The sequence below is a fragment of the Staphylococcus sp. GW821-FHT11H10 genome (assembly GCF_058807855.1).
This window is the reverse complement of sequence record NZ_JBXARC010000014.1, coordinates 34,828-55,908: the sequence shown is the minus strand read 5'-3', so window position 1 is coordinate 55,908 and position 21,081 is coordinate 34,828. Positions and strand designations below refer to the sequence as shown.

The 21,081-nt window shown below is 33.4% G+C and carries 18 protein-coding genes and 1 pseudogene; 9 read left to right on the top strand and 10 right to left on the bottom strand.

Annotation, left to right across the window (positions count from 1 at the left end):
• Positions 1–83: 83 nt before the first annotated feature.
• The 9 genes from ilvA to ilvD all read right to left on the bottom strand — a co-directional run bounded on the left by ilvA (position 84) and on the right by ilvD (position 10,778).
• On the bottom strand, positions 84–1,352 hold the full coding sequence (ilvA, locus tag AC1RRU_RS08705; RefSeq protein WP_011275280.1) for a threonine ammonia-lyase IlvA: 1,269 nt from the start codon (positions 1,350–1,352) through the stop codon (positions 84–86).
• 6 nt (positions 1,353–1,358) lie between these two features.
• Positions 1,359–1,934, bottom strand: coding sequence for a 3-isopropylmalate dehydratase small subunit (leuD, locus tag AC1RRU_RS08700; RefSeq protein WP_011275281.1), 576 nt, complete (start codon positions 1,932–1,934; stop codon positions 1,359–1,361).
• A gap of 2 nt (positions 1,935–1,936) precedes the next feature.
• On the bottom strand, positions 1,937–3,307 hold the full coding sequence (leuC, locus tag AC1RRU_RS08695; RefSeq protein WP_011275282.1) for a 3-isopropylmalate dehydratase large subunit: 1,371 nt from the start codon (positions 3,305–3,307) through the stop codon (positions 1,937–1,939).
• A gap of 17 nt (positions 3,308–3,324) precedes the next feature.
• Positions 3,325–4,365, bottom strand: coding sequence for a 3-isopropylmalate dehydrogenase (gene leuB, locus AC1RRU_RS08690; protein WP_493196564.1), 1,041 nt, complete (start codon positions 4,363–4,365; stop codon positions 3,325–3,327).
• Positions 4,365–5,897, bottom strand: coding sequence for a 2-isopropylmalate synthase (locus AC1RRU_RS08685; protein WP_011275284.1), 1,533 nt, complete (start codon positions 5,895–5,897; stop codon positions 4,365–4,367). The genes leuB and AC1RRU_RS08685 overlap by 1 nt, the downstream gene beginning before the upstream one ends.
• A gap of 20 nt (positions 5,898–5,917) precedes the next feature.
• Positions 5,918–6,922 carry a ketol-acid reductoisomerase gene (gene ilvC, locus AC1RRU_RS08680; RefSeq protein WP_037559038.1) on the bottom strand — a complete coding sequence of 335 codons (1,005 nt, stop codon included), beginning with the start codon at positions 6,920–6,922 and terminating at the stop codon, positions 5,918–5,920.
• Positions 6,923–7,056: 134 nt separating this feature from the next.
• The gene (locus AC1RRU_RS08675; RefSeq protein WP_011275286.1) at positions 7,057–7,299 is read right to left on the bottom strand and encodes an ACT domain-containing protein; all 243 of its coding nucleotides are present in this window, start codon (positions 7,297–7,299) and stop codon (positions 7,057–7,059) included.
• The gene (ilvB, locus tag AC1RRU_RS08670) at positions 7,296–9,029 is read right to left on the bottom strand and encodes a biosynthetic-type acetolactate synthase large subunit (RefSeq protein WP_227490081.1); all 1,734 of its coding nucleotides are present in this window, start codon (positions 9,027–9,029) and stop codon (positions 7,296–7,298) included. The genes AC1RRU_RS08675 and ilvB overlap by 4 nt, the downstream gene beginning before the upstream one ends.
• A 60-nt stretch (positions 9,030–9,089) precedes the next feature.
• Positions 9,090–10,778, bottom strand: a complete 1,689-nt coding sequence (gene ilvD / locus AC1RRU_RS08665; protein ID WP_011275288.1) for a dihydroxy-acid dehydratase — start codon at positions 10,776–10,778, stop codon at positions 9,090–9,092.
• Positions 10,779–11,274: 496 nt separating this feature from the next.
• Here ilvD and tsaE point away from each other — a divergent pair, with 496 nt between their 5' ends.
• From tsaE to tsaD, 4 genes are read left to right on the top strand one after another with little or no spacing between them, the layout of a single operon-like run.
• Complete coding sequence (tsaE, locus tag AC1RRU_RS08660; RefSeq protein ID WP_011275289.1) at positions 11,275–11,736, top strand: tRNA (adenosine(37)-N6)-threonylcarbamoyltransferase complex ATPase subunit type 1 TsaE; 462 nt, start codon at positions 11,275–11,277, stop codon at positions 11,734–11,736.
• Positions 11,717–12,382 (top strand): tRNA (adenosine(37)-N6)-threonylcarbamoyltransferase complex dimerization subunit type 1 TsaB, encoded by a 666-nt coding sequence (tsaB, locus tag AC1RRU_RS08655; RefSeq protein ID WP_011275290.1) that lies wholly within the window; start codon positions 11,717–11,719, stop codon positions 12,380–12,382. Before tsaE ends, tsaB begins: the two co-directional genes overlap by 20 nt.
• Before the next feature lie 11 nt (positions 12,383–12,393).
• The gene (gene rimI, locus AC1RRU_RS08650; RefSeq protein WP_486559387.1) at positions 12,394–12,819 is read left to right on the top strand and encodes a ribosomal protein S18-alanine N-acetyltransferase; all 426 of its coding nucleotides are present in this window, start codon (positions 12,394–12,396) and stop codon (positions 12,817–12,819) included.
• On the top strand, positions 12,812–13,840 hold the full coding sequence (gene tsaD, locus AC1RRU_RS08645; protein ID WP_016931066.1) for a tRNA (adenosine(37)-N6)-threonylcarbamoyltransferase complex transferase subunit TsaD: 1,029 nt from the start codon (positions 12,812–12,814) through the stop codon (positions 13,838–13,840). Before rimI ends, tsaD begins: the two co-directional genes overlap by 8 nt.
• A gap of 382 nt (positions 13,841–14,222) precedes the next feature.
• On the opposite strand, the gene abc-f is transcribed toward tsaD, so the two are convergent.
• Complete coding sequence (abc-f, locus tag AC1RRU_RS08640) at positions 14,223–16,166, bottom strand: ribosomal protection-like ABC-F family protein (RefSeq protein ID WP_046464911.1); 1,944 nt, start codon at positions 16,164–16,166, stop codon at positions 14,223–14,225.
• Between the two features lie 240 nt (positions 16,167–16,406).
• Here abc-f and AC1RRU_RS08635 point away from each other — a divergent pair, with 240 nt between their 5' ends.
• The 5 genes and pseudogenes from AC1RRU_RS08635 (at position 16,407) to AC1RRU_RS08615 (ending at position 21,007) form a co-directional block, all read left to right on the top strand.
• Entirely contained in the window at positions 16,407–17,045 is a 639-nt protein-coding gene (locus AC1RRU_RS08635; RefSeq protein WP_011275294.1) for a redox-sensing transcriptional repressor Rex, read from the top strand.
• A gap of 195 nt (positions 17,046–17,240) precedes the next feature.
• Complete coding sequence (locus AC1RRU_RS08630; RefSeq protein ID WP_011275295.1) at positions 17,241–18,338, top strand: YeeE/YedE family protein; 1,098 nt, start codon at positions 17,241–17,243, stop codon at positions 18,336–18,338.
• A 19-nt stretch (positions 18,339–18,357) separates the two neighbouring features.
• Entirely contained in the window at positions 18,358–18,582 is a 225-nt protein-coding gene (locus tag AC1RRU_RS08625) for a sulfurtransferase TusA family protein (protein WP_011275296.1), read from the top strand.
• A gap of 121 nt (positions 18,583–18,703) precedes the next feature.
• A pseudogene (locus AC1RRU_RS08620) lies at positions 18,704–19,948 on the top strand (ammonium transporter).
• Between the two features lie 99 nt (positions 19,949–20,047).
• The gene (locus AC1RRU_RS08615) at positions 20,048–21,007 is read left to right on the top strand and encodes a LacI family DNA-binding transcriptional regulator (protein WP_016931061.1); all 960 of its coding nucleotides are present in this window, start codon (positions 20,048–20,050) and stop codon (positions 21,005–21,007) included.
• The last annotated feature ends 74 nt before the right edge of the window (positions 21,008–21,081 follow it).

Genomic DNA, 21,081 nt, shown 5'->3' with positions numbered 1-21,081 from the left:
AAAAGACAATTTCTATATTATTTCAATAGAAATTGTCTTTTTTTCACTTATCCAAGAACTTTATGTCCCGGACTCTTTAATATTCAAATTAAAAGTGAGTATAACATTTTATTCTCATTAATATAAATATTTGATGGATCAAAATCATGAACATTAATTTTTAGTTGGTTAAGATCATCATGATTCTTAAGTTGAATACCGATAATGACAGTACCAGTGTTTTGAGAAGTTTTCTTTAAATATTCAAACTTAGTTATATCATCCTGAGGTCCTAATACATCGTTAACAAATTCCTTTAATGCACCAGGACGTTGAGGAAAGTTAAGAATAAAGTAATGTTTCATCTCCTCGTAAAGTAATGAACGTTCTTCAATTTCTTTCATTCGATTAATATCGTTATTACCACCACTAACTACACATACTACTGTCTTACCTTTAATTTTTTCTTTATATTGCTCTAATGCTGAAACACTTAATGCACCTGCTGGTTCAGCAACAATGGCTTGTTTAGAGTACATATCTAAAATAGTTGAACAAACAGCACCTTCATCTACTTGAATATAATCGTCTACAAATTTCTTAGCTATATCATAAGTGATATCACCAACTCGTGCCACAGAAGCACCATCTACAAATTTGTCAATATGATCAAGTGTCACTATTTTGTTTTGGACAACAACTGATTCGTACATGCTACTAGCGCCAGAGGGTTCGACACCAATAATTTTAGTTTGTGGACTATATTGATTCATATAAGTGCTAATTCCTGAAATCAAACCTCCACCACCAATAGCAGCAAATAGATAATCGAACGTAATTGAATCATTACTTGATTGATTCAAAATTTCTTTTGCTAATGTTCCTTGTCCAGCTATTGTATCTACATTATTAAAAGGGTCGATAAAAGTCATGTGATTTTGTTCAGTATAAATTAAAGCTTCTTTTAAGCAATCATCAAAAGTATCTCCAGTTAATATGATTTTAACGTTTTTAGAACCAAAAAATTTAACTTGATTAACCTTTTGAAGAGGTGTGGTAACAGGCATGAAAATCACAGCTTTTAAATTTAATGCTTTAGCAGTATAAGCAACACCTTGAGCATGATTTCCAGCACTTGCGCATGTAATACCTTTTTCTTTAGCTTCACTTGTTAGAACAGAAATTGCATTATATGCACCTCTAAGTTTGAAAGAGCGAACCCATTGTAAGTCTTCTCTTTTTAAATACACATTACAGTCATATTTTTGAGAAAGATAGAGATCGAATTGTAAAGGTGTCTCTTTAACAACATCTTTTATTCTTAAGTATGCATTATCTACATCTTTAGCATTTAAAGTTGTCTTCACAGTCATTTTATCTCAACCTTTATTCTTATTTTCATATTGTTCAATTAAATCTTCATATTCTAATGTTATGGCTATATCATCTAAACCATTAACTAATTTATGTTTCCATGTTTCATCAATTTGAAAGTTAAATGATTTATCATTAGCTGAAACAGTTTGATTTGGTAAATCAATGGTAATTTCTTTTTGAGAAGCTAAATATTTTCTTTCGTTTTCACCTAAAGTAATAGGTAACATGCCATTTTTTGTACAATTCATAAAGAATATGTCACTAAAGCTACCAGCTATAATAATATTGAATCCATAATCTTTTAAAGCCCACGCAGCATGTTCACGACTTGAACCACAACCAAAATTGTCACCAGTAATCAAAATAGTAGCACCAGAGAATTCAGGTTTATTAGGATTAAAATCTGGATTATTTGTACCATCAGGAAGGTATCTCCATTCGTCAAATGCAAATGGACCGAAACCACTTTTAGTTATTCGTTTAAGATGTACTTTGGGAATAATTTGGTCAGTATCAATATTGTCATTAAACAATGGTACAACTTTTCCTGTATAGGTTGTAATAGGTTGGATATCCATTACTAAACAACCACCTTTCTAACATCTACGAATCTTCCTTCAATAGCCGCTGCAGCAGCCATAGCAGGGGACACTAGATGCGTTCTAGCGCCTTTACCTTGTCTTCCTTCAAAGTTACGATTGCTCGTAGAGGCACAGTGTATGCCTTCGGGTACTTGATCAGGATTCATACCTAAACACATTGAACAACCTGGTTCTCTCCATTGAAATCCTGCATCTTTAAATATTTTGTCCAAACCCAATGCTTCAGCTTCTTTTTTAACTGAGCGAGAGCCAGGTACAACGATTGCAGTGATTTTTGGATGGACTTGTTTACCCTTAACGATTCGACTAGCTTCTACTAAGTCTGATAATCTTGCATTGGTACAAGAACCTAAGAACACATAACCTAAATCGATATCTTCAGCTTTTTGGCCTGGTTTTAAGCCCATATATTGATAAGCGCGTTCATCATTAATATTTTTAATTTTTGGAAAAGGTGTATTAAAACTAACACCCATTTCAGGATTTGTTCCCCATGTAACTTGAGGTTCTAAATTTGTAACATCAAGTTTGATAACTTTATCAAATTTAGCATCGGCATCAGTATATAATTGACGCCAATCATTGATAGAACGGTCAAAATTTCGAGCATATTTTCTGTCTTTGACATAAGCAAATGTCATTTCATCTGGTTGCATCAATCCATATTTAGCACCAGCTTCAATGGCCATGTTGCAGATAGTCATTCTAGCTTCCATAGACAGAGATCTAATCGTTTCACCTGTAAATTCAATAGCGTAACCAGTACCAAAATCAACACCATATTGACTAATAAGATACAAGATAATATCTTTCGCATAGACGCCTTTTGGTAACTGACCTGTAACGTCTATCTTTAAATTTTTAGGTTTAGTTTGCCAAAGTGTTTGAGTAGCAAATACATGTTCAACTTCACTTGTCCCTATACCAAATGCGATTGCACCAAAGGCCCCATGCGTGGCAGTATGTGAATCACCACAAACGATTGTTTTTCCAGGTTGAGTGAGACCTGTTTCTGGACCTACCATGTGAACAATACCTTGTTCAACAGAACCCATATCAAATAATTGAACACCAAATTCCTTTGCATTCTTTTGAAGTGTAGTAATTTGTTTGTTCGCAATTTCATCTTTAATATTAAAAATATCTATTGTAGGAACATTATGATCTAAAGTTGCAAATGTTAAATCAGGGCGTCTCAATTTACGATTTTGAAGTCTTAAACCTTCGAAAGCTTGTGGAGAAGTCACTTCATGAATTAAGTGTAAATCAATATATAATAATTGAGGTTCACCTTCATTCCCGGTTAAAACATGTTTATTCCAAACTTTATCGAATAACGTTTGTCCCATAAAAGCATTCCCCCTTATTAATAATTCTTTTTTAATTCATTGAATATATCTGATGTAGTATAGTGCCCATTTAAATCTTTAGTTGTTTTACCATCTTTAATAAGTTGATATACAGCCTGTTCTAGTTCAGACGCCGCATCTTCAAAGTTAAAACTTTCACGTAAGCACATGGCGAACGAGAGTATCATACCAAATGGGTTAGCTAGATTTTGATTTGCAATGTCGGGTGCTGAACCATGAATAGGTTCATAAAGTCTTGGTCCTTCTAAACTAAAACTTGCAGAAGGTGATAAACCTAATGAACCTGGAATGGTAGAAGCTTCATCACTTAATATATCTCCAAATAGATTTTCAGTAACAATGACATCAAAATTAGTAGGTTGGGAAATTAACTGCATGCTACAAGCATCAACTAATAAATGATTCACTTTAACATCAGGAAACTCATGACTAATCTCATTAATAGTTTTACGCCAAAGTTTACTTGTAGCTAACACATTTTCTTTATCAACTGACGTTAATTTTTTCTTTCTTTGAGATGCTAATTCAAAAGCTACCATTGCAATACGTTCAATTTCCTTTTTAGTATAAGTTAGTGAGTCTAGTGCACTTTGATTATCAATATGCCGTGGTTCACCAAAATATAAGCCACTAGTTAATTCTCTCACTATGATAAAATCCGTTCCTTTGACACGTGATTCTTTAATTGGAGAAAAATGACTTGTACCCTCAGTAACTTTAGTAGGTCGTATATTGGCGAACAAACCTAGAGATTTACGTAATGCTAATAATCCTTGCTCAGGTCTATTATTAGGATCAGTCCATTGAGGACCACCTACAGCACCCAACAAAATTGCGTCAGCATTTTTACAAGCATTTAAAGTATCATCAGGAAGGGGAACACCATGCGAATCTATGGCTGCACCTCCAAAATCATAAGACGTTAATTGATAATCAAATTTATATTTTTTACTGATTAGTTCTAATAATTCTAACGTACCACTTAAGATTTCTGGTCCTATTCCATCACCAGGCAAAGCTACAATATTATAAGTCATTAGTGATTACCTTCCTTTTTGTTAATTTCACTAGCGTATTTAGCATGTGCTTCTACATATGCTTTGCAAGAGGCATATAACACATCATGATCAATACCAATACCATTAACAGGTTGACCTTCAATAGTTAATGAAACATGTACTTCTGCTTGAGCGTCGGTACCTTCAGTGACAGAATCAATACGGTAATCAATGAGTTCACTTTTATGTTTAAAAATGCGATCAACTGCATTATATATAGCCACAATTGACCCAGTTCCTATACTTGAATCTTGATAAATATTACCATTTTTATCTTTTATAACGACAACAGCACTTTGTAAACCATTGGAAACAAACTGCAATTGAAGTGTATCAACTTGATAAATTGCATTTTGCTCATGTTCAGTACCTTGGATAATCGCATGTATATCTCGATCAGTTACACTTTTCTTTTTATCAGCAATGGCTTTGAATTGTTTAAATAATTCAGCTTGATTTTGTGGTTCAATATCGTATCCTAAAGATTTTAATTTTTCAGCAAAAGCGTGTTTACCTGATAGTTTACCAAGAGGTAAATCATTTTTACTAATACCAACAAGTTGTGGCGTCATGATTTCATAAGTTTCTGGATTTTTTAAAACACCATCTTGGTGAATGCCAGACTCATGACTAAAAGCATTTTGACCAACAATGGCTTTATTTCTAGGAACGCGTATACCAGCATAGCGAGATATAATATCAGAAGTATTTTTTGTTTCTGATAGTTTCAATCGTGTTTCATTACCATAGTGATCTTTACGGACATATAGTGCTAAAGCTAATTCTTCTATGGCAGTATTGCCCGCTCGTTCACCGATGCCATTTACTGTTCCTTCGATTCGTTTGGCACCATTTTCAATAGCAGCCAGACTATTAGCAACTGCCATTCCTAAATCATCATGACAATGTGCACTATAAGTAATGTCTTGTTTAGAGTTAATGTTCTCAATCAAGGTTTTAAAAATTCGACCATATTCATTTGGATAACTATAACCGACTGTATCTGGGATGTTAATGATTGTAGCACCACAGTCTACTGCCATCTGTACACATTTTATTAAGAAATCTGTATCAGTTCTTGTGGCATCCTCAGGTGAAAATTGAACGACATCAAAGTATTGTTTGGCATAACTGACGTGCTCTTTAATTGATTCCAAGACCTGTTGTTGAGTCATTTTGAGTTTATGAGTTAAGTGAATTGGTGAAGTTGCTATAAAAACGTGAATAACTGGTTTTACAGCATCTTTTGTAGCTTCATAAACAGCATCGATATCTGATTTTTTACAGCGTGCTAACCCACATACAGCTGTTTTAGTTAAAGTATTTGATATAGCTTGAACAGACTTAAAGCTACCTGCACTTGAAGCGGGAAAACCTGCTTCAAGTATATCTACACCCCATGTTTCTAACTGTTTGGCAATCTTTAATCGCTCGTCAAAAGAAAAGTTAACTCCAGGTGTTTGTTCACCGTCTCTTAATGTTGTATCAAAAATTTGAATATGGCTTTCCATCTTTAACAACCCCTTAGCATTTATTTTTGAATACTTTTAGATTTAATGAATGGCATCATTTTTCTTAATTCGCGACCAACTGCTTCGATTTCATGACCGTGTTGTTGTTCACGTAATTTATAGAATTCTTTAAAGCCATTTTCATTGTCTTTAACAAAGCTATTTGCAAAATTACCATTTTGAATATCTTTTAATACTGATTTCATATTGTCTTTAACATCAGGAGTGATGACTCTAGGTCCTGAAACATAGTCACCATACTCTGCAGTGTTAGAAATTGAGTAACGAACGTTCTCCATACCGCCTTCATACATTAAATCAACAATTAACTTCATTTCATGTAATACTTCGAAGTATGCTAATTCTTTTTGATAGCCTGCTTCAACTAAAGTTTCAAAGCCACTTTGGATTAATTTATGAATACCACCACAAAGTACTGCTTGCTCACCGAATAAATCTGTTTCAGTTTCTTCTTTAAATGTTGTTTCAATTACACCTGCACGCGTAGCTCCGATACCTTTCGCATAACTTAATGAAATATCGCGTGCTTGACCAGTAGCATCTTGTTGTACACCAAATAGTGCTGGTACGGCAGTTCCTTCAACAAAGGTACGTCTTACTAAATGACCAGGTCCTTTAGGAGCTACTAAGAAGACATCCACATCTTTAGGTGGTTTGATAACTTCAAAGTGGATATTAAAACCATGCGCAAATGCTAGGGCATTTCCAGCTTCTAAGTTAGGTTCAATTTCATTTTTATAGACATTTCCTTGGATTTCATCTGGCAATAACACCATGATGATATCTGCTTGTTTAACAGCTTCTGCAACTGGATAAACATCGAAGCCATCTTCTTTAGCTTTATCAAAAGAATGACCAGGGCGAATACCAACAATAACGTCATAACCGTTGTCTTTAAGGTTTTGTGCATGCGCGTGTCCTTGTGAACCGTAACCGATAATTGCAATTTTTTTACCTTGTAATGCATCTTTCTCAACTGATTGATCGTAATAAACTTTAGTCATAATACATTCCTCCAAAAATTTAAATAACTTAATATTTAGAATATTCTTAAAATTTAGATAAAGAAATTATCTAAATTATGTGATGTTAGTGGTTATTTATTTAATTATACTAGCGCATCAATATACAGCTTATCTCAGTTCTGACTAATATCTTGAACTTCGAGTACACTGACTTGTTTTTTTAACTTCGCAATTAAAATTTTAAATATAGCTTCATCTTCAATATCTGCAGTAATTTGCATATCAGAGATACCTTTTTCTTGAGATGGTTTAACTGTTAATTCATTAATATTATATTGTAGTCTAACGAATGCACTTGTAATTCTGTTTAATGTGCTCACTTGATCGGTTACTTTTAAATGTAAAATTCGTTTCATTCTAACCCCTCCATTTCATGGTTCGCTTTGCCACTTGGGATCATAGGATTAACTGGTTCAGTAGGTGAGATTCTAACTTCGATTAGCGCAGGTCCACTATAATTAAATGCTGAATCAAGTGTTTTAGTTAGTTTATTTGGATGATCAATTAAGAAACCTTTAACACCATATGCTTCTGCCATCTTCATGAAGTCAGGTTGATCATTAAATACTGAATGAGAGAATCGGTGGTTAAAGAATTTGTCTTGCCACTGTTTAACCATACCTAATGTGCCATTATTGATTAGAACGATTTTTACGTTGAGTCCGTATTCAGGCAGTAACGCTATTTCCTGATTTGTCATTTGAAAACCACCATCACCAACAAAGCAAATAACTGTTTTATCAGGTTCAGCTAATTGAGCACCGATAGCTGATGGAATACCAAATCCCATAGTACCTAAACCACCGCTAGTAACCCATTGACCATGATGTTTGAATGGATAAAATTGAGCTGCCCACATTTGATGTTGACCAACATCAGTAGTAACTATAGCTTCACCGTTTGTAATTTTTCCGATATATTCAATAGCTTCTTGAGGTTTGCAAAATGTGTCATCAGTTTTTTTATATTTAAAAGGATGTTTGTGCTTATTTTCAATACAATGGTTAACCCAGTGTTCATGGGAAGTTTTATTTGTAAATCTTTGAGATAAAGCTTCGAGTACTTTTTTACAGTCAGCAACTATCCCTAAGTCAGTCGAAATCACCTTGTTAATTTCTGATTCATCAATATCCACATGAACTACGGTTGCATGAGGAGCAAATTCATTAGGATTACTTGCTAATCTATCATCAAACCGACTACCTAAATTAATTAATAAATCACATTCGGTTAAAGCCATATTACTTGCATAGGAGCCATGCATACCTCCCATACCTAGAAATAGTGGATTGTCATAAGGAATAGCTCCCAGACCTAAAAGTGTAGTAGCTACTGGAATTTGATGTTTAGTTACAAATTGAGTTAATAATTCATTAGATTGTGAATGATTAATGCCAGCGCCTGCTAAGATAAGTGGTTGCTTTGCATTATCTAAATATTGAATTAATTGACTAATATCTTTATCTTTAGGATTTACAGTGACATCATATGCCGGTAAGTCCACTTCATTTACAAGTGGTGCAGATGTTTTAAGTACACCCATATCTTTAGGAAAATCTATAACTACAGGGCCTTTGCGTCCAGAATTTGCTAAGTAAAATGCTTCATGAACGATTCTTGGAATATCATTTACATTTTTAACTTGGAAATTAGCTTTTGTAATTGGTGTAGTCATAGAAAGTAAATCTGCTTCTTGAAAAGTGTCTTTACCAATTCCTGGTGTTGCTACTTGTCCAGTGAATACTACTAAGGGGAGGGAATCACAGTACGCATCTGTTATACCGGTAATCGCATTTGTAGCGCCAGGACCACTTGTTACAACCACTACACCAGTTTTGCCAGATACTCTTGCATAACCTTCTGCAGCGTGAGTAGCACCTTGTTCATGTCTTGCTAAGATGTGTTTAATTTTACCATCATAGAAAGTGTCATATAATGGTAAAACTGCGCCACCAGGATAACCGAATATGAAATCAACATCTTCATGTAATAATGCCTCTACTAAAAGTTCTGAACCGGATCTGAAATTATTATTTGCGTCTAAATCACTATCTTCTTTTAGACTAGTCTGTTTTGAATAGTCCATAGCATCAGGACTTACTACGCTACTTTCCTTTTTACTTGTCATGTTGAACAACTCCTCTAGTTATATTAGATTTTCGGGAACTTGCATAATACCACCAGTATTCGCACTAGTGACCAAAGCAGTATATCTTGCCAGATAACCTGATTTCACTTTTGCCTTAAAAGGTTGTAATGCTTCTTTACGATGATTAAGTTCTTCTTTAGTTTGATTAACATTTAAAGTTCGATTGATTAAATCAATAGTAACTTCATCGCCGTCTTTAATGAGTCCAATAGGTCCACCTGAAGCTGCTTCTGGTGAAATGTGGCCGACAGCGATACCTCTCGTTGCACCAGAGAATCTACCATCAGTTATTAATGCGACATCTTTACCTAAACCTCTACCTACAATTGAAGAAGTAGGGGCTAACATTTCAGGCATTCCTGGTCCACCTTTAGGACCTTCATATCGAATAACAACGACATGACCTTCGCGTACGATTTTATTATCAATTGCTTCAACAGCTTCATCGTGTGAATTGAAACAAATTGCTTTACCAGTAAATATCTTAATAGAAGGATCAACGCCACCAACTTTAATAACAGCCCCTTTAGGCGCTATATTTCCAAATAATATTGAGAGACCACCTTGCTTATCATAAGGATCATCTAGTGAATGAATGACATCAAAATTCTTAATTTCTTTACCTTCATTATTTTCACGAAGTGTTTTTCCAGTAACTGTGAGTCTATCTGGATGTAATGTTCCTTCTTTTTTCATCAATTCATTGATGATAGCTGGACAACCACCTGCTTCGTGGACATCATGCATAGAATATGAAGAACTTGGCGCAATCTTAGATAAATAAGGCGTCTTTTTAGCGATTTCATTGATGCGTTCCAAATCGTAATCAATTCCAGCTTCGTTTGCAATGGCTAGCGTATGTAATACTGTGTTAGTTGAACCACCCATCGCCATATCAAGTGCAAATGCATCATCGATAGCTTCTCGAGTTACGATATCAAGTGGTTTGATATCTTTTTTGATATTATCTACTAATTTAAATGCAGCTTCACGAATCATTTCTCTTCTTTGTTCGCTTACTGCTAAAGCTGTACCGTTATATGGTAGTGCTAAGCCTAAGACTTCCATTAAACAATTCATTGAGTTTGCTGTAAACATTCCCGCGCAAGAACCACAAGTAGGGCAGGCGTTTTGTTCCATATCTAAAAATGCTTCTTTGGAGAGTTTACCTTCTTTAAATGCGCCAACCGCTTCAAACATTGATGATAATGTCAAAGCTTTACCTTGCGCTGATAAACCAGCTTTCATAGGCCCACCAGAACAGAATATAGCTGGTACATTGGTTCTAACGGCAGCTAATAACATACCGGGTGTTATTTTGTCGCAATTAGGAATGTAAAATACGCCATCGAACCAGTGCGCATTAATGACGGTCTCTGCAGCATCAGCAATGATTTCTCGAGAGGGTAGTGAGTAACGCATTCCAATGTGTCCCATAGCTATACCATCATCAACGCCAATAGTATTAAACTCGAAAGGTATAGCGCCTGCCTCACGAATAGCTTCTTTAGCAATGTCAGCCAATTCTCTTAAATGCACATGTCCAGGTACAATATCGATATAAGAGTTACAAATTGCTACAAAAGGTTTGTTCATATCTGTAGGATTTTTAAGTGCGCCCGTGGCGTGTAAAAGACTTCGAGCAGGTGCTTGATGATCACCTTTTTTTATCATGTCACTTCTCATAAATAATTCCCCCATAAAACACAATAAGTTTAAAACATAAAAAGACGCCCCAATTTATGATTGGGACGTCTATAAGTCCCATTCAATGAGAAATAGGACTTAAACATTTAGTAACAGATAATTACTAAAGTTCCAGCCCTTGCGAGTATAATAAAATAATTAAATTGTCAGTTGGGTTATATGTTTGATTTGTCATTTTAATATACTCCTTCCTTGAATGGTTATATTAGAATAGTTAGAATTGTTTAAAAATTCGATAAACTTAATTTACTATATCATTTTTATTAAGTCAATAGCCTTTTTAAGAATTTTCTAACAACTTCATCTCATCATTCTTTTGTTGAGTATAGGGAAATTGTTTAAGGAATTTGTTATAATTAGTAAGTTAAAATTTTTATGACTTAATTTAGTTTGAGAGAATAAAATAAGTTACCATAAGTTCTGAAATGGTCATGAATAATCATTTGATTTAAAAAAATTTGAAAGAGTGGGACTAATGATAAGTATTAATAATTTGGATGAATTAAATCATTTTGCAAACGTGTTAGTTCGACACTTAGAGCCTAGTGATTTAATCCTTTTAAATGGCGACCTAGGGGCAGGTAAAACTACACTAACACAATTTATAGGTAAACATTTAGGAGTTAAGCGTAATATTAATTCTCCTACCTTTAATATTATAAAATCATATAAAGGGAGTAATTTAAAATTACATCATATGGACTGTTATCGTTTGGAAGATTCAGATGAAGATCTAGGATTTGATGAATATTTTCAAGATGAGGGCATTACCATTATTGAATGGAGTCAATTTATTCAAGATTTATTACCTAAGGAACATTTAATAATCAATATAGAAACTTTAAGTGAAACAAAAAGAACTATAAAATTAGAAGCCCAAGGAACCCATTATTTAAAAGTAAAGGAGGAAGTTGAAAGTGAATTTATTAATGATTGATACATCTAATCAACCGATGTCAATCGCAATCATGCAAGATGATACCGTCTTGGCAGAAACTACGTCGGAAGATAAAAGAGATCATTCGAGTCAACTTATGCCTGGTATTCAGCACTTATTTGAAGAAGCAAAAATTGAAAAAAATGATATTGATGGGATTGTAGTTGCTAAGGGTCCAGGTTCCTATACTGGAGTTAGAATTGGCGTAACCACCGCTAAAACGTTGGCCTATGCATTAAATACTAAATTATATGGTGTATCATCTTTAGCAGCATTAGCTGCAACAGTGAAGAATGATAAACAAAAATTATTAGTTCCAATCATTGATGCGCGTCGTGAAGCGGTATACACTGGTGTTTATCAAAACGTTGATGGAAATATAACAACTATTATAAAAGATCAATATTTACCTATTGAAGAATTAAAAAAGCAATTAACTGAAATGAACCAACCATTTCTTTATGTTGGTAGAGATGCTGATAAGTTATCCGAACACCTAGGTGGAGAAATAAAAAATAATTTACCTCATGCTCCAACTATGAAACAACTCATAACTAAAAGTGAACCGATTCATACATTTGTTCCTAATTATATTAAACTATCAGAGGCTGAAAGAAATTGGCTAAACCAACAGAAGCAGAATTAACAATTAGAGCAATGCAAGTAGATGATGTCCCCAGTGTATTCGATATAGAACGAGATAGTTTCAATGATAGTTCGTGGACAATTGATGCATTTTATCATGAATTGAATGAAAATAACTTTGCTAAATATTTTGTAATTGTTTTTGAAAATGAAATTATCGGATATCTAGGACTATGGATGGTTATTGATCAAGCTCAAATTACAACGATAGCAATTCGTAAAGACTCTAGAGGTTATGGACTGGGACAATTATTATTAAAGTATGTAATGGATTATGCAAGCCATTCATGTGAAGTGATGAGTTTGGAAGTTAGGATAGATAATGTAATTGCGCAACATGTTTATACTAATTTGGGTTTTCAATTTGGAGGTAAACGTAAAAATTATTATGGAGAAGGCGAGGATGCAATGGTAATGTGGGTGAACTTAAATGAATAAAGAAACATTAATATTAGCAATAGAAACGAGTTGTGATGAAACAAGTGTAAGTGTCATTAAAAATGGAAATTCAATTTTATCTAATATTGTATTAAGTCAAATTGAGAGTCATAAGCGTTTCGGTGGTGTTGTACCTGAAGTTGCAAGTCGACATCACGTTGAAGGGATTACGACAACGATTGAAGAAGCATTAACAACTGCAAATATATCAATGAATGATATTGATGCAATAGCAGTGACTCAAGGACCAGGATTAATTGGCGCATTACTTATCGGTATTAATGCAGCGAAAGCACTAGCTTTTGCTTATGACAAACCACTTATTCCTGTGCACCATATTGTAGGTCACATTTATGCCAATCATTTAGAAGAACCATTAACATTTCCATTAATTACGCTAATTGTGTCAGGGGGGCATACTGAATTAGTATATATGAAATCTCATATGCATTTCGAAGTTATTGGTGAGACAAGAGATGATGCAGTGGGAGAGGCGTATGATAAAGTCGCTCGAACAATTGATTTACCATACCCAGGAGGGCCACAAATTGATAAATTAGCTCAATATGGTAAAGATACTTATGATTTTCCAAGAGTGTGGTTAGAAAAGGAAAGTTATGATTTTAGTTTTAGTGGATTGAAAAGTTCTGTTATAAATAAACTGCATAATTTGCGACAAAAGAATGAAGAAGTTGTAAAAGAAGATGTAGCAACTAGTTTTCAAAATAGTGTTGTAGACGTGTTAAGTACTAAAGCGATTAATGCATGTAAAGCCTATAAAGTTAACAGACTTATTGTTGCTGGAGGTGTTGCAAGTAATAAAGGATTGCGATACCGATTACAACAATTATGTGAAGATAATAATATTCATTTATCCATTCCAAGTCCTAAATTATGTACTGATAATGCAGCAATGATTGGTGCTGCAGCATATTACTATTATCAGTCAGGAATTACAGCTAAGTTAGATTTGAATGGTGAAAATAATATGGATATAGAAGAAGCTACTATAGAAGTTTAAATTTATATTATTTATTTAATCGAATTAATTATTTCAATAATCAAAAGGAACCTCTTTTAACGTAAGGATTAAGATCCACTGTTAACAAGAGGTTTTTTATTGAGATTAAAATAATTCAAAAGGTCAATAGAGAACGTTTGTACTTATCAACATTAAGTGTATAAGTTGTGGATAAACCGTTCTTAACAATGTGGATATGAATTTAATTTTGTGTAAAAATCTTGTAAATGAATTTAAAATAAGTTGTGGATAAGTGGGATAACTATGTGGATAGTTGATAATATCGTATTTTAGCTGTTTATAACTTTTGTTGAAATTTGTATAAAAAAATTAGCTAGAAAGTTAATTAATACTTTCTAGCTAATGGTAAAATAATGAGTCTTTAGATATTTTCTTGTAAATTTTCCCATTCCGACATAACCTGTTCTAACATTTGTTCGGTTTCAAGTTTCTGAGTCGCTAATGATGAGGCTTTTTCAGGATTATTGAATACGTCAGGCTGAGTGAGTTGTTCATCAATGCGTGCTATTTCATTCTCAAATGCTTCAATTTTGGCTTCACAGTTCTCAATGAGACGTTCTAATTTTCTTTGCTCACGACGTTGTTGCTTTTGAGAATCATAGGTATTTACATTTTCATTAGCTTCATTTTGATTTGAAGTATCCTCTTTACTAAAATCATTGCGCTCATTTTTAAAAGCTTCAAGTGCCGCTGCTTCTTCTGTTTTCTCGATGTAATATTGATAATCTCCCAAATACATTTGGCCACCGTCATAATTTAAGTCGAATACTTTATTTGCCAATTGATTAATAAAGTAACGATCGTGTGATACAAAAAGAATGGTTCCTTCAAAATCTTTTAGCGCTTGTTCTAACATCTCTTTAGAATCTATATCAAGATGGTTTGTTGGTTCATCAAGAATTAATACATTATCTCTTTGAAGCATAAGTAGCGCTAATTGCAAACGAGCTTTTTCTCCACCGGATAAATCATTGATTACTTTCTTTACATCATCTTGCACGAATAAGAAACGTCCGAGTATAGCGCGAATATCTTTTTCATTCATTGTTGGATATTGATCCCAAACATAGTCGATAATTGTTTTATTAGATTTAAATTCAGCTTGCTTTTGATCGTAATAACCAATTTGAAGATTTGCACCAAAGGTAATTTCACCTTCTAATTGATTTTGACGTTGAGCGATGGTCTTGATTAGAGTAGTTTTACCTACGCCATTTGGGCCAATAATGGCAATATGATCCCCCTTACTTACTTCAATATTAATAGGAGATGTTATAGGCGAGTCATAACCAATTTTCAGATTACGTATATGCATAACGTCATTACCTGTATTACGATTAAAGCCAAATTGAATGTTAGCACTTCTTGCGTCCAACATAGGTTTGTCAATACGTTCCATTTTTTCTAGTGTTTTTCGACGACTTTTTGCCATTCCACTAGTTGAAGCACGTGTTATATTTTTCTCTACAAATGTTTCTAATCGTTTAATTTCATCTTGCTGACGTTCATATTCTTGCATTCTGCTTTCGTAATATTTATCACGTTGCTCAATAAATTGTTCATAATTTCCGACGTAACGTTTAACATCGCCAAGTGCAACATCATATATTTGAGTGACTATTTTATCTAGGAAATATCTATCGTGACTGATAATAACAATGGCACCTTTGAAATATTTTAAATAATCTTCTAACCACTTCGTCGTTTCTAAATCTAAATGGTTTGTAGGTTCGTCTAGTAGTAATAAATCTGGCTCATTCAATAGCATTTGGGCTAAGGATAATCGCGTTTTTTGACCACCACTGAAATCATTGATAGGTTTATCGAAATCATCTTCATTGAAATTTAAACCATGTAGAACAGTTTTGATTTTACTTTCATACTGATAACCATCAAGTTGTTCGAATTGATTAGTTAAAGATTCATAGCGTTCCATATGTTGTTGATATTCTTCGGAATAGTAGTTAGATGCATGATCAGCTAGCCAATTCGTTTCTTCTCTAATTAGAAGTTCCATTTTTTTTAAATGTTCAAACGGTTTTGACATTTCTTCGAAGACTGAAGCGGATGAATTAAGTGTCATTTGCTGTGTTAAATAACCCATACGTAAATTTTTGATTTTTGATATATGACCGCTATCATAGTCTTCAACACCGGCAATGATTTTCATTAAAGTCGATTTACCAGCACCGTTTCTGCCTACGACACCAATTCGTTCGCCTGTTTTTACTTCGAAATTCACACGCGTGAAAATATCTTCGCCATCAAATGATTTCGAAATATCGTTTAATTGCAAGAGTATCATTCAGGTTTCACCTTTCTATTTATAAGTTTATTACTCGAAATTAGATTGTATATTACTCTATATTTTACCGTATTACTTAGTTTCTTGAAACTAAGTTATTTATTTTTAAAATATGTTAGGGTATAATATTCCAGTATTCATAATAGGACATAACGACATTTTTAAATTTAAAACGTATAGCACTCAAAATAGTTTGGATACATAGATTATAAAATTCAAACATAAAGGGGGGCATTTTAAATGGCTCATAATAAATCTAAAATTCCACGGGCAACTTTGAAGCGATTACCTTTATATTACAGATTCGTTAACACACTCAAGTCAAAAGGCATTGATAGGGTTAATTCTAAGGCTATTAGTGAGGCACTCAATATTGAATCAGCAACCATCCGAAGAGATTTCTCTTATTTTGGAGAATTAGGCAAAAAAGGCTACGGTTACAATATAGATAGTCTATTAGAATTCTTTAAAACAGCATTAAGTGATAGTGATAATATACACATAGCTTTAGTAGGTGTTGGTAATTTAGGTCGAGCACTTTTGACATATAACTTTTCAATTCATGATGAAATGACAATAACTGAGGCTTTTGATATAGATGAACAGATTGTCGGAACAGAGATTGGTGATGTATCTGTGCATCATATGAACGATTTGAAGAAAGTACTCAATGCTCAAAATATCAATGTTGTAATATTAACTACACCAGAGGAAGCAGCACAACGCGTTGCAAATCAGTTGGTTGAAGCTGATATTCAGGGTATACTAAATTTCACACCAGCTAGAATAGAAGTACCTAATACCGTACAAGTGCATCATATTGACTTGGGCATAGAATTGCAATCATTGCTATTCTTTATGAAAAACTATTCTAATTAATTTTTATATTTATATTCTTGCATCCTTCTTTATAAGAGGGGTGTTTTTAATTTGCGTTTAACATTCATTAATTTCATTTAGTTTTTAAAACATCATATTATTAAAATCAAAAGCGTTTAATTTTAAGATGTTGCAAAATTTAGTACAATTGATTATAACACCTTAGTAAAACAATCGGGAAAGGATGAATTGATAGTGATATGGATGATCATTAGTGGTCTTATAGTAGGTATATTATTAGGGTTTGTGATGCAACGTACACGCTTCTGTTTAGCTGGTGGCTTCAGAGATATGTACGTTCAAAAAAATAATAAAATGTTTTATGCCTTATTAGTTGCTATTACTGTCCAAAGTATTGGACTACTTATTTTAACTGGATTAAATGTTATATCTATCCCAGATAGTACATTTCCAATTATAGGTACAATTATTGGTGCTTTTATATTTGGAATCGGTATTGTATTAGCAGGAGGATGTGCTACAGGTACATGGTATCGAGCTGGTGAAGGTTTGATTGGCAGTTGGGTAGCGCTCGTACTATATGCTGTAACTGCTGCTATTACTAAAACTGGTATATTACTTCCAGTAATGTCATGGATTAATAAACCTACAAACATTAATGCAAATATGTCTCAGACTACCGGTATTCCTATGTGGGTGTTTACGTTAGTATTAACAATTATAACTATCATTTTTGTAACTAAAACATTACGTAAACCAAAACCCAAATTTGCAGTTCCAAAGCTTAAACAAAAATATAGTGGCTTGAGACACTATTTATTTGAAAAACGATACCATCCATTTGTAGCTGGTATTGCAGTAGGATTAATTGCTTTGATAGCTTGGCCAATGAGTATTTCTACTGGAAGAGATTATGGCTTAGGCATTACCACACCTTCAGCAAATTTAATTACTTTTTTAATAACAGGTGATACTAAGCTAATTGATTGGGGAGTTTTATTAATTTTAGGTATATTCTTAGGTTCTTATATTGCTGCTAAAGGATCACGTGAATTTAAATGGCGATTACCTGATAAAAAGACCATTCGCAATAGTGCTATTGGTGGTATTTGTATGGGATTTGGTGCTTCAGTAGCTGGAGGATGTTCAATTGGAAATGGTTTAGTAGAAACTGCTATCATGTCTTGGAAAGGATGGATAGCACTTGGTTCTATGATTTTAGGTGTATGGTTTATGAGTTACTTTATATTTATAAGACCAATGAAAAAATTAGAAAAACAAACATCTAAGTCTCAAGCAACAACAGCGACAAAACAAGTACAAACAACTTAATTAATTTGGAGGTAATACAATGTTATATGAATTAGGTACTGTAGGTATGGTTTGTCCATTCCCATTGATAGAAGCGCAAAAGAAAATGCAAACACTAGATAATGGTGATGAACTTAAAATTGATTTTGATTGCACACAAGCAACAGAAGCTATTCCTAATTGGGCAGCTGAGCAAGGTTATCCAGTTACGAATTATGAACAATTAGACGATGCTTCATGGACAATTACAATTCAGAAAGCTTAAAACAAAATAGGCATGCAAAATGTCTTTGTTATATTATGTAACATATTGTGTCATTTTATCTTACGCATTTTTGCTATTTCAATTTAGTATCATTATGATATTTTTAAAGGAAGTGGTAATTATGAAGATGGATGACACAATTTTTTTATTTCTTTGCACTTTACTTGTATGGATTATGACACCAGGTCTTAGCTTGTTTTACGGTGGTCTAGTTCAATCAAAGAATGTTTTGAATACAGTAATGCAAAGTATGGCAGCAATGGTTATCGTGACTTTCACATGGGTTGCATTAGGATTTTCATTAAGTTTTGGAACGGGAAATGCTTTGATAGGAAATTTCGATTTAATTGGACTACAACATGTCGGATTTGCAGTTAATGACCAATTAAGTCCACATATTCCATTTGCATTATTTATGCTATTCCAAATGATGTTTTGTACAATTGCAGTTTCAATACTTTCAGGTTCAATCGCTGAACGTATGAAATTCTTTCCATTTATTATCTTTATCTTTTTATGGGTGATTTTAATATATAGTCCAGTTGCACATTGGGTGTGGGGCGGAGGTTGGATTCAACAACTTGGTGCCCTTGATTATGCAGGTGGTACAGTTGTACATATCACATCTGGACTCTCAGGACTTATTTTAGCTATCATGATAGGTAATGGTAAAAAAATTGAAAAAATACAGCCACATAATCTTTTAATCACTTTAATTGGCGGTATTTTAGTATGGATAGGTTGGTATGGCTTTAACACAGGTAGTGCTTATACTTTAAATGATGTCGCATTAACATGATTTGTAAATACGATTATTGCTGCAAGTGGTGGCGCTTTTAGCTGGTTAGTAGTTGAGTACTGTATTACTAAGAAATTAAGTTTACTTGGGTTGTTATCAGGCGTGTTAGCAGGGTTAGTCGATATTACACCGGCAGCAGGCTACGTTAGTTATTTCAGTGCTTTTATTATTTCATTTGCAGGTGGAATCGTTTGTTATCTTGTTATTAATGTAATCAAAGTGAAGTATAAATATAACGATACACTTGATGCATTTGGTATCCATGGCGCTGGAGGCATTGTTGGTGCTATTCTTACCGGTGTTTTTCAATCACAACATGTTAATAATGATGTATCAAATGGTTTAATTTATACAGGAGATGTACACTCTGTCTTAATTCAAATACTAGCTGTTATCGTGGTATTGTGTTATACCATTGTTTTAACATGGATTATAGGAAAAATTTTACAGAAAATAATGCCTATCGCTACTACGGAAGAAGAAGATAAAGCAGGTTTAGATCAACTTGTTCATGGTGAGAAAGCCTATTTTTATGGAGAACTAAACAAATTAAATAAGAGATATTGATAATATTATTAGTCTAATACATATTAAAAAGTTACTTTGAGAGATTATTTCTGTGATAAAATAATTCTTAAATGAAAACTAATTTAGGTGATTAATCTAATGAAAAATATATCAGATATCGCAAATTTAGCGGGAGTATCTAAAAGCACGGTCTCCCGCTTTTTAAATGGTGGCTCAGTAAGCCCCCAAACTAAAGAAAAATTAAGTCGAATTATTGAAGAACATGATTATCAGCCAAATCAGTTTGCTCAAAGTTTAAGAGCTAAGCATACGAATCTAATTGGTGCTATCATTCCAAGGATGAATTCACATGCGGTTGATGAAACTGTGAAAGGAATTGTATCTGTATGCCATCAACATCAATATCAATTATTACTTAACTATACTGGTTTAGATATACGTGCTGAAATAGAGGCCTTGGAGACATTTTCAAGAAGTAAAGTGGATGGCATCATATTAATGGCTACTACTTTGACTGATGAACACTTGGAAGTAATTGAAAAATTAAATGTACCGGTAATTCTAGTTGGACAATCCTATCCCAATTTACATAGTATAATTCATGATGATTATCAAGCAGGTTTTATAGTAGGGGAACAGATAGGGAGTAAAAAGCATAAAAACGTTGTATTCTTTGGTGTAAGTGAGGAGGACGTTGCTGTAGGCGTCAAACGTAAACAAGGTATTATTGATGGTTTAAAAAAATACGATGTTTATCCTGAAATTTATTTAACTTCTTTTAAATATGAAGAGGCAAAAAATGATGTTTCTGAGAAGTTAAAAAATGCTAGTGGTATCGATGCGTTAATTGGAGCAACAGATCCTATTGCATTAGCAATTCATAAATTTTATTCTCAACAAAACAATGCTACTGGAAATTATCAAATTTTTGGATTTGGGGGAGACCCAATGACACAACTTGTTACACCCGCTATTACGACAGTTAAATTCAATTATTTTAAAGCTGGCACGTATGCTATGAACCAATTGAATGAATTAATTTTTTCTAAAAATGCAGTATCTAAAACTGTCATTCCTGTTGAAATAGAGAATTTTTAAAAATATTTAAAACTATGGAACCGATACCATAATCAATGATAAAATTATATTAAATTTAGATTTAAATTATTTTG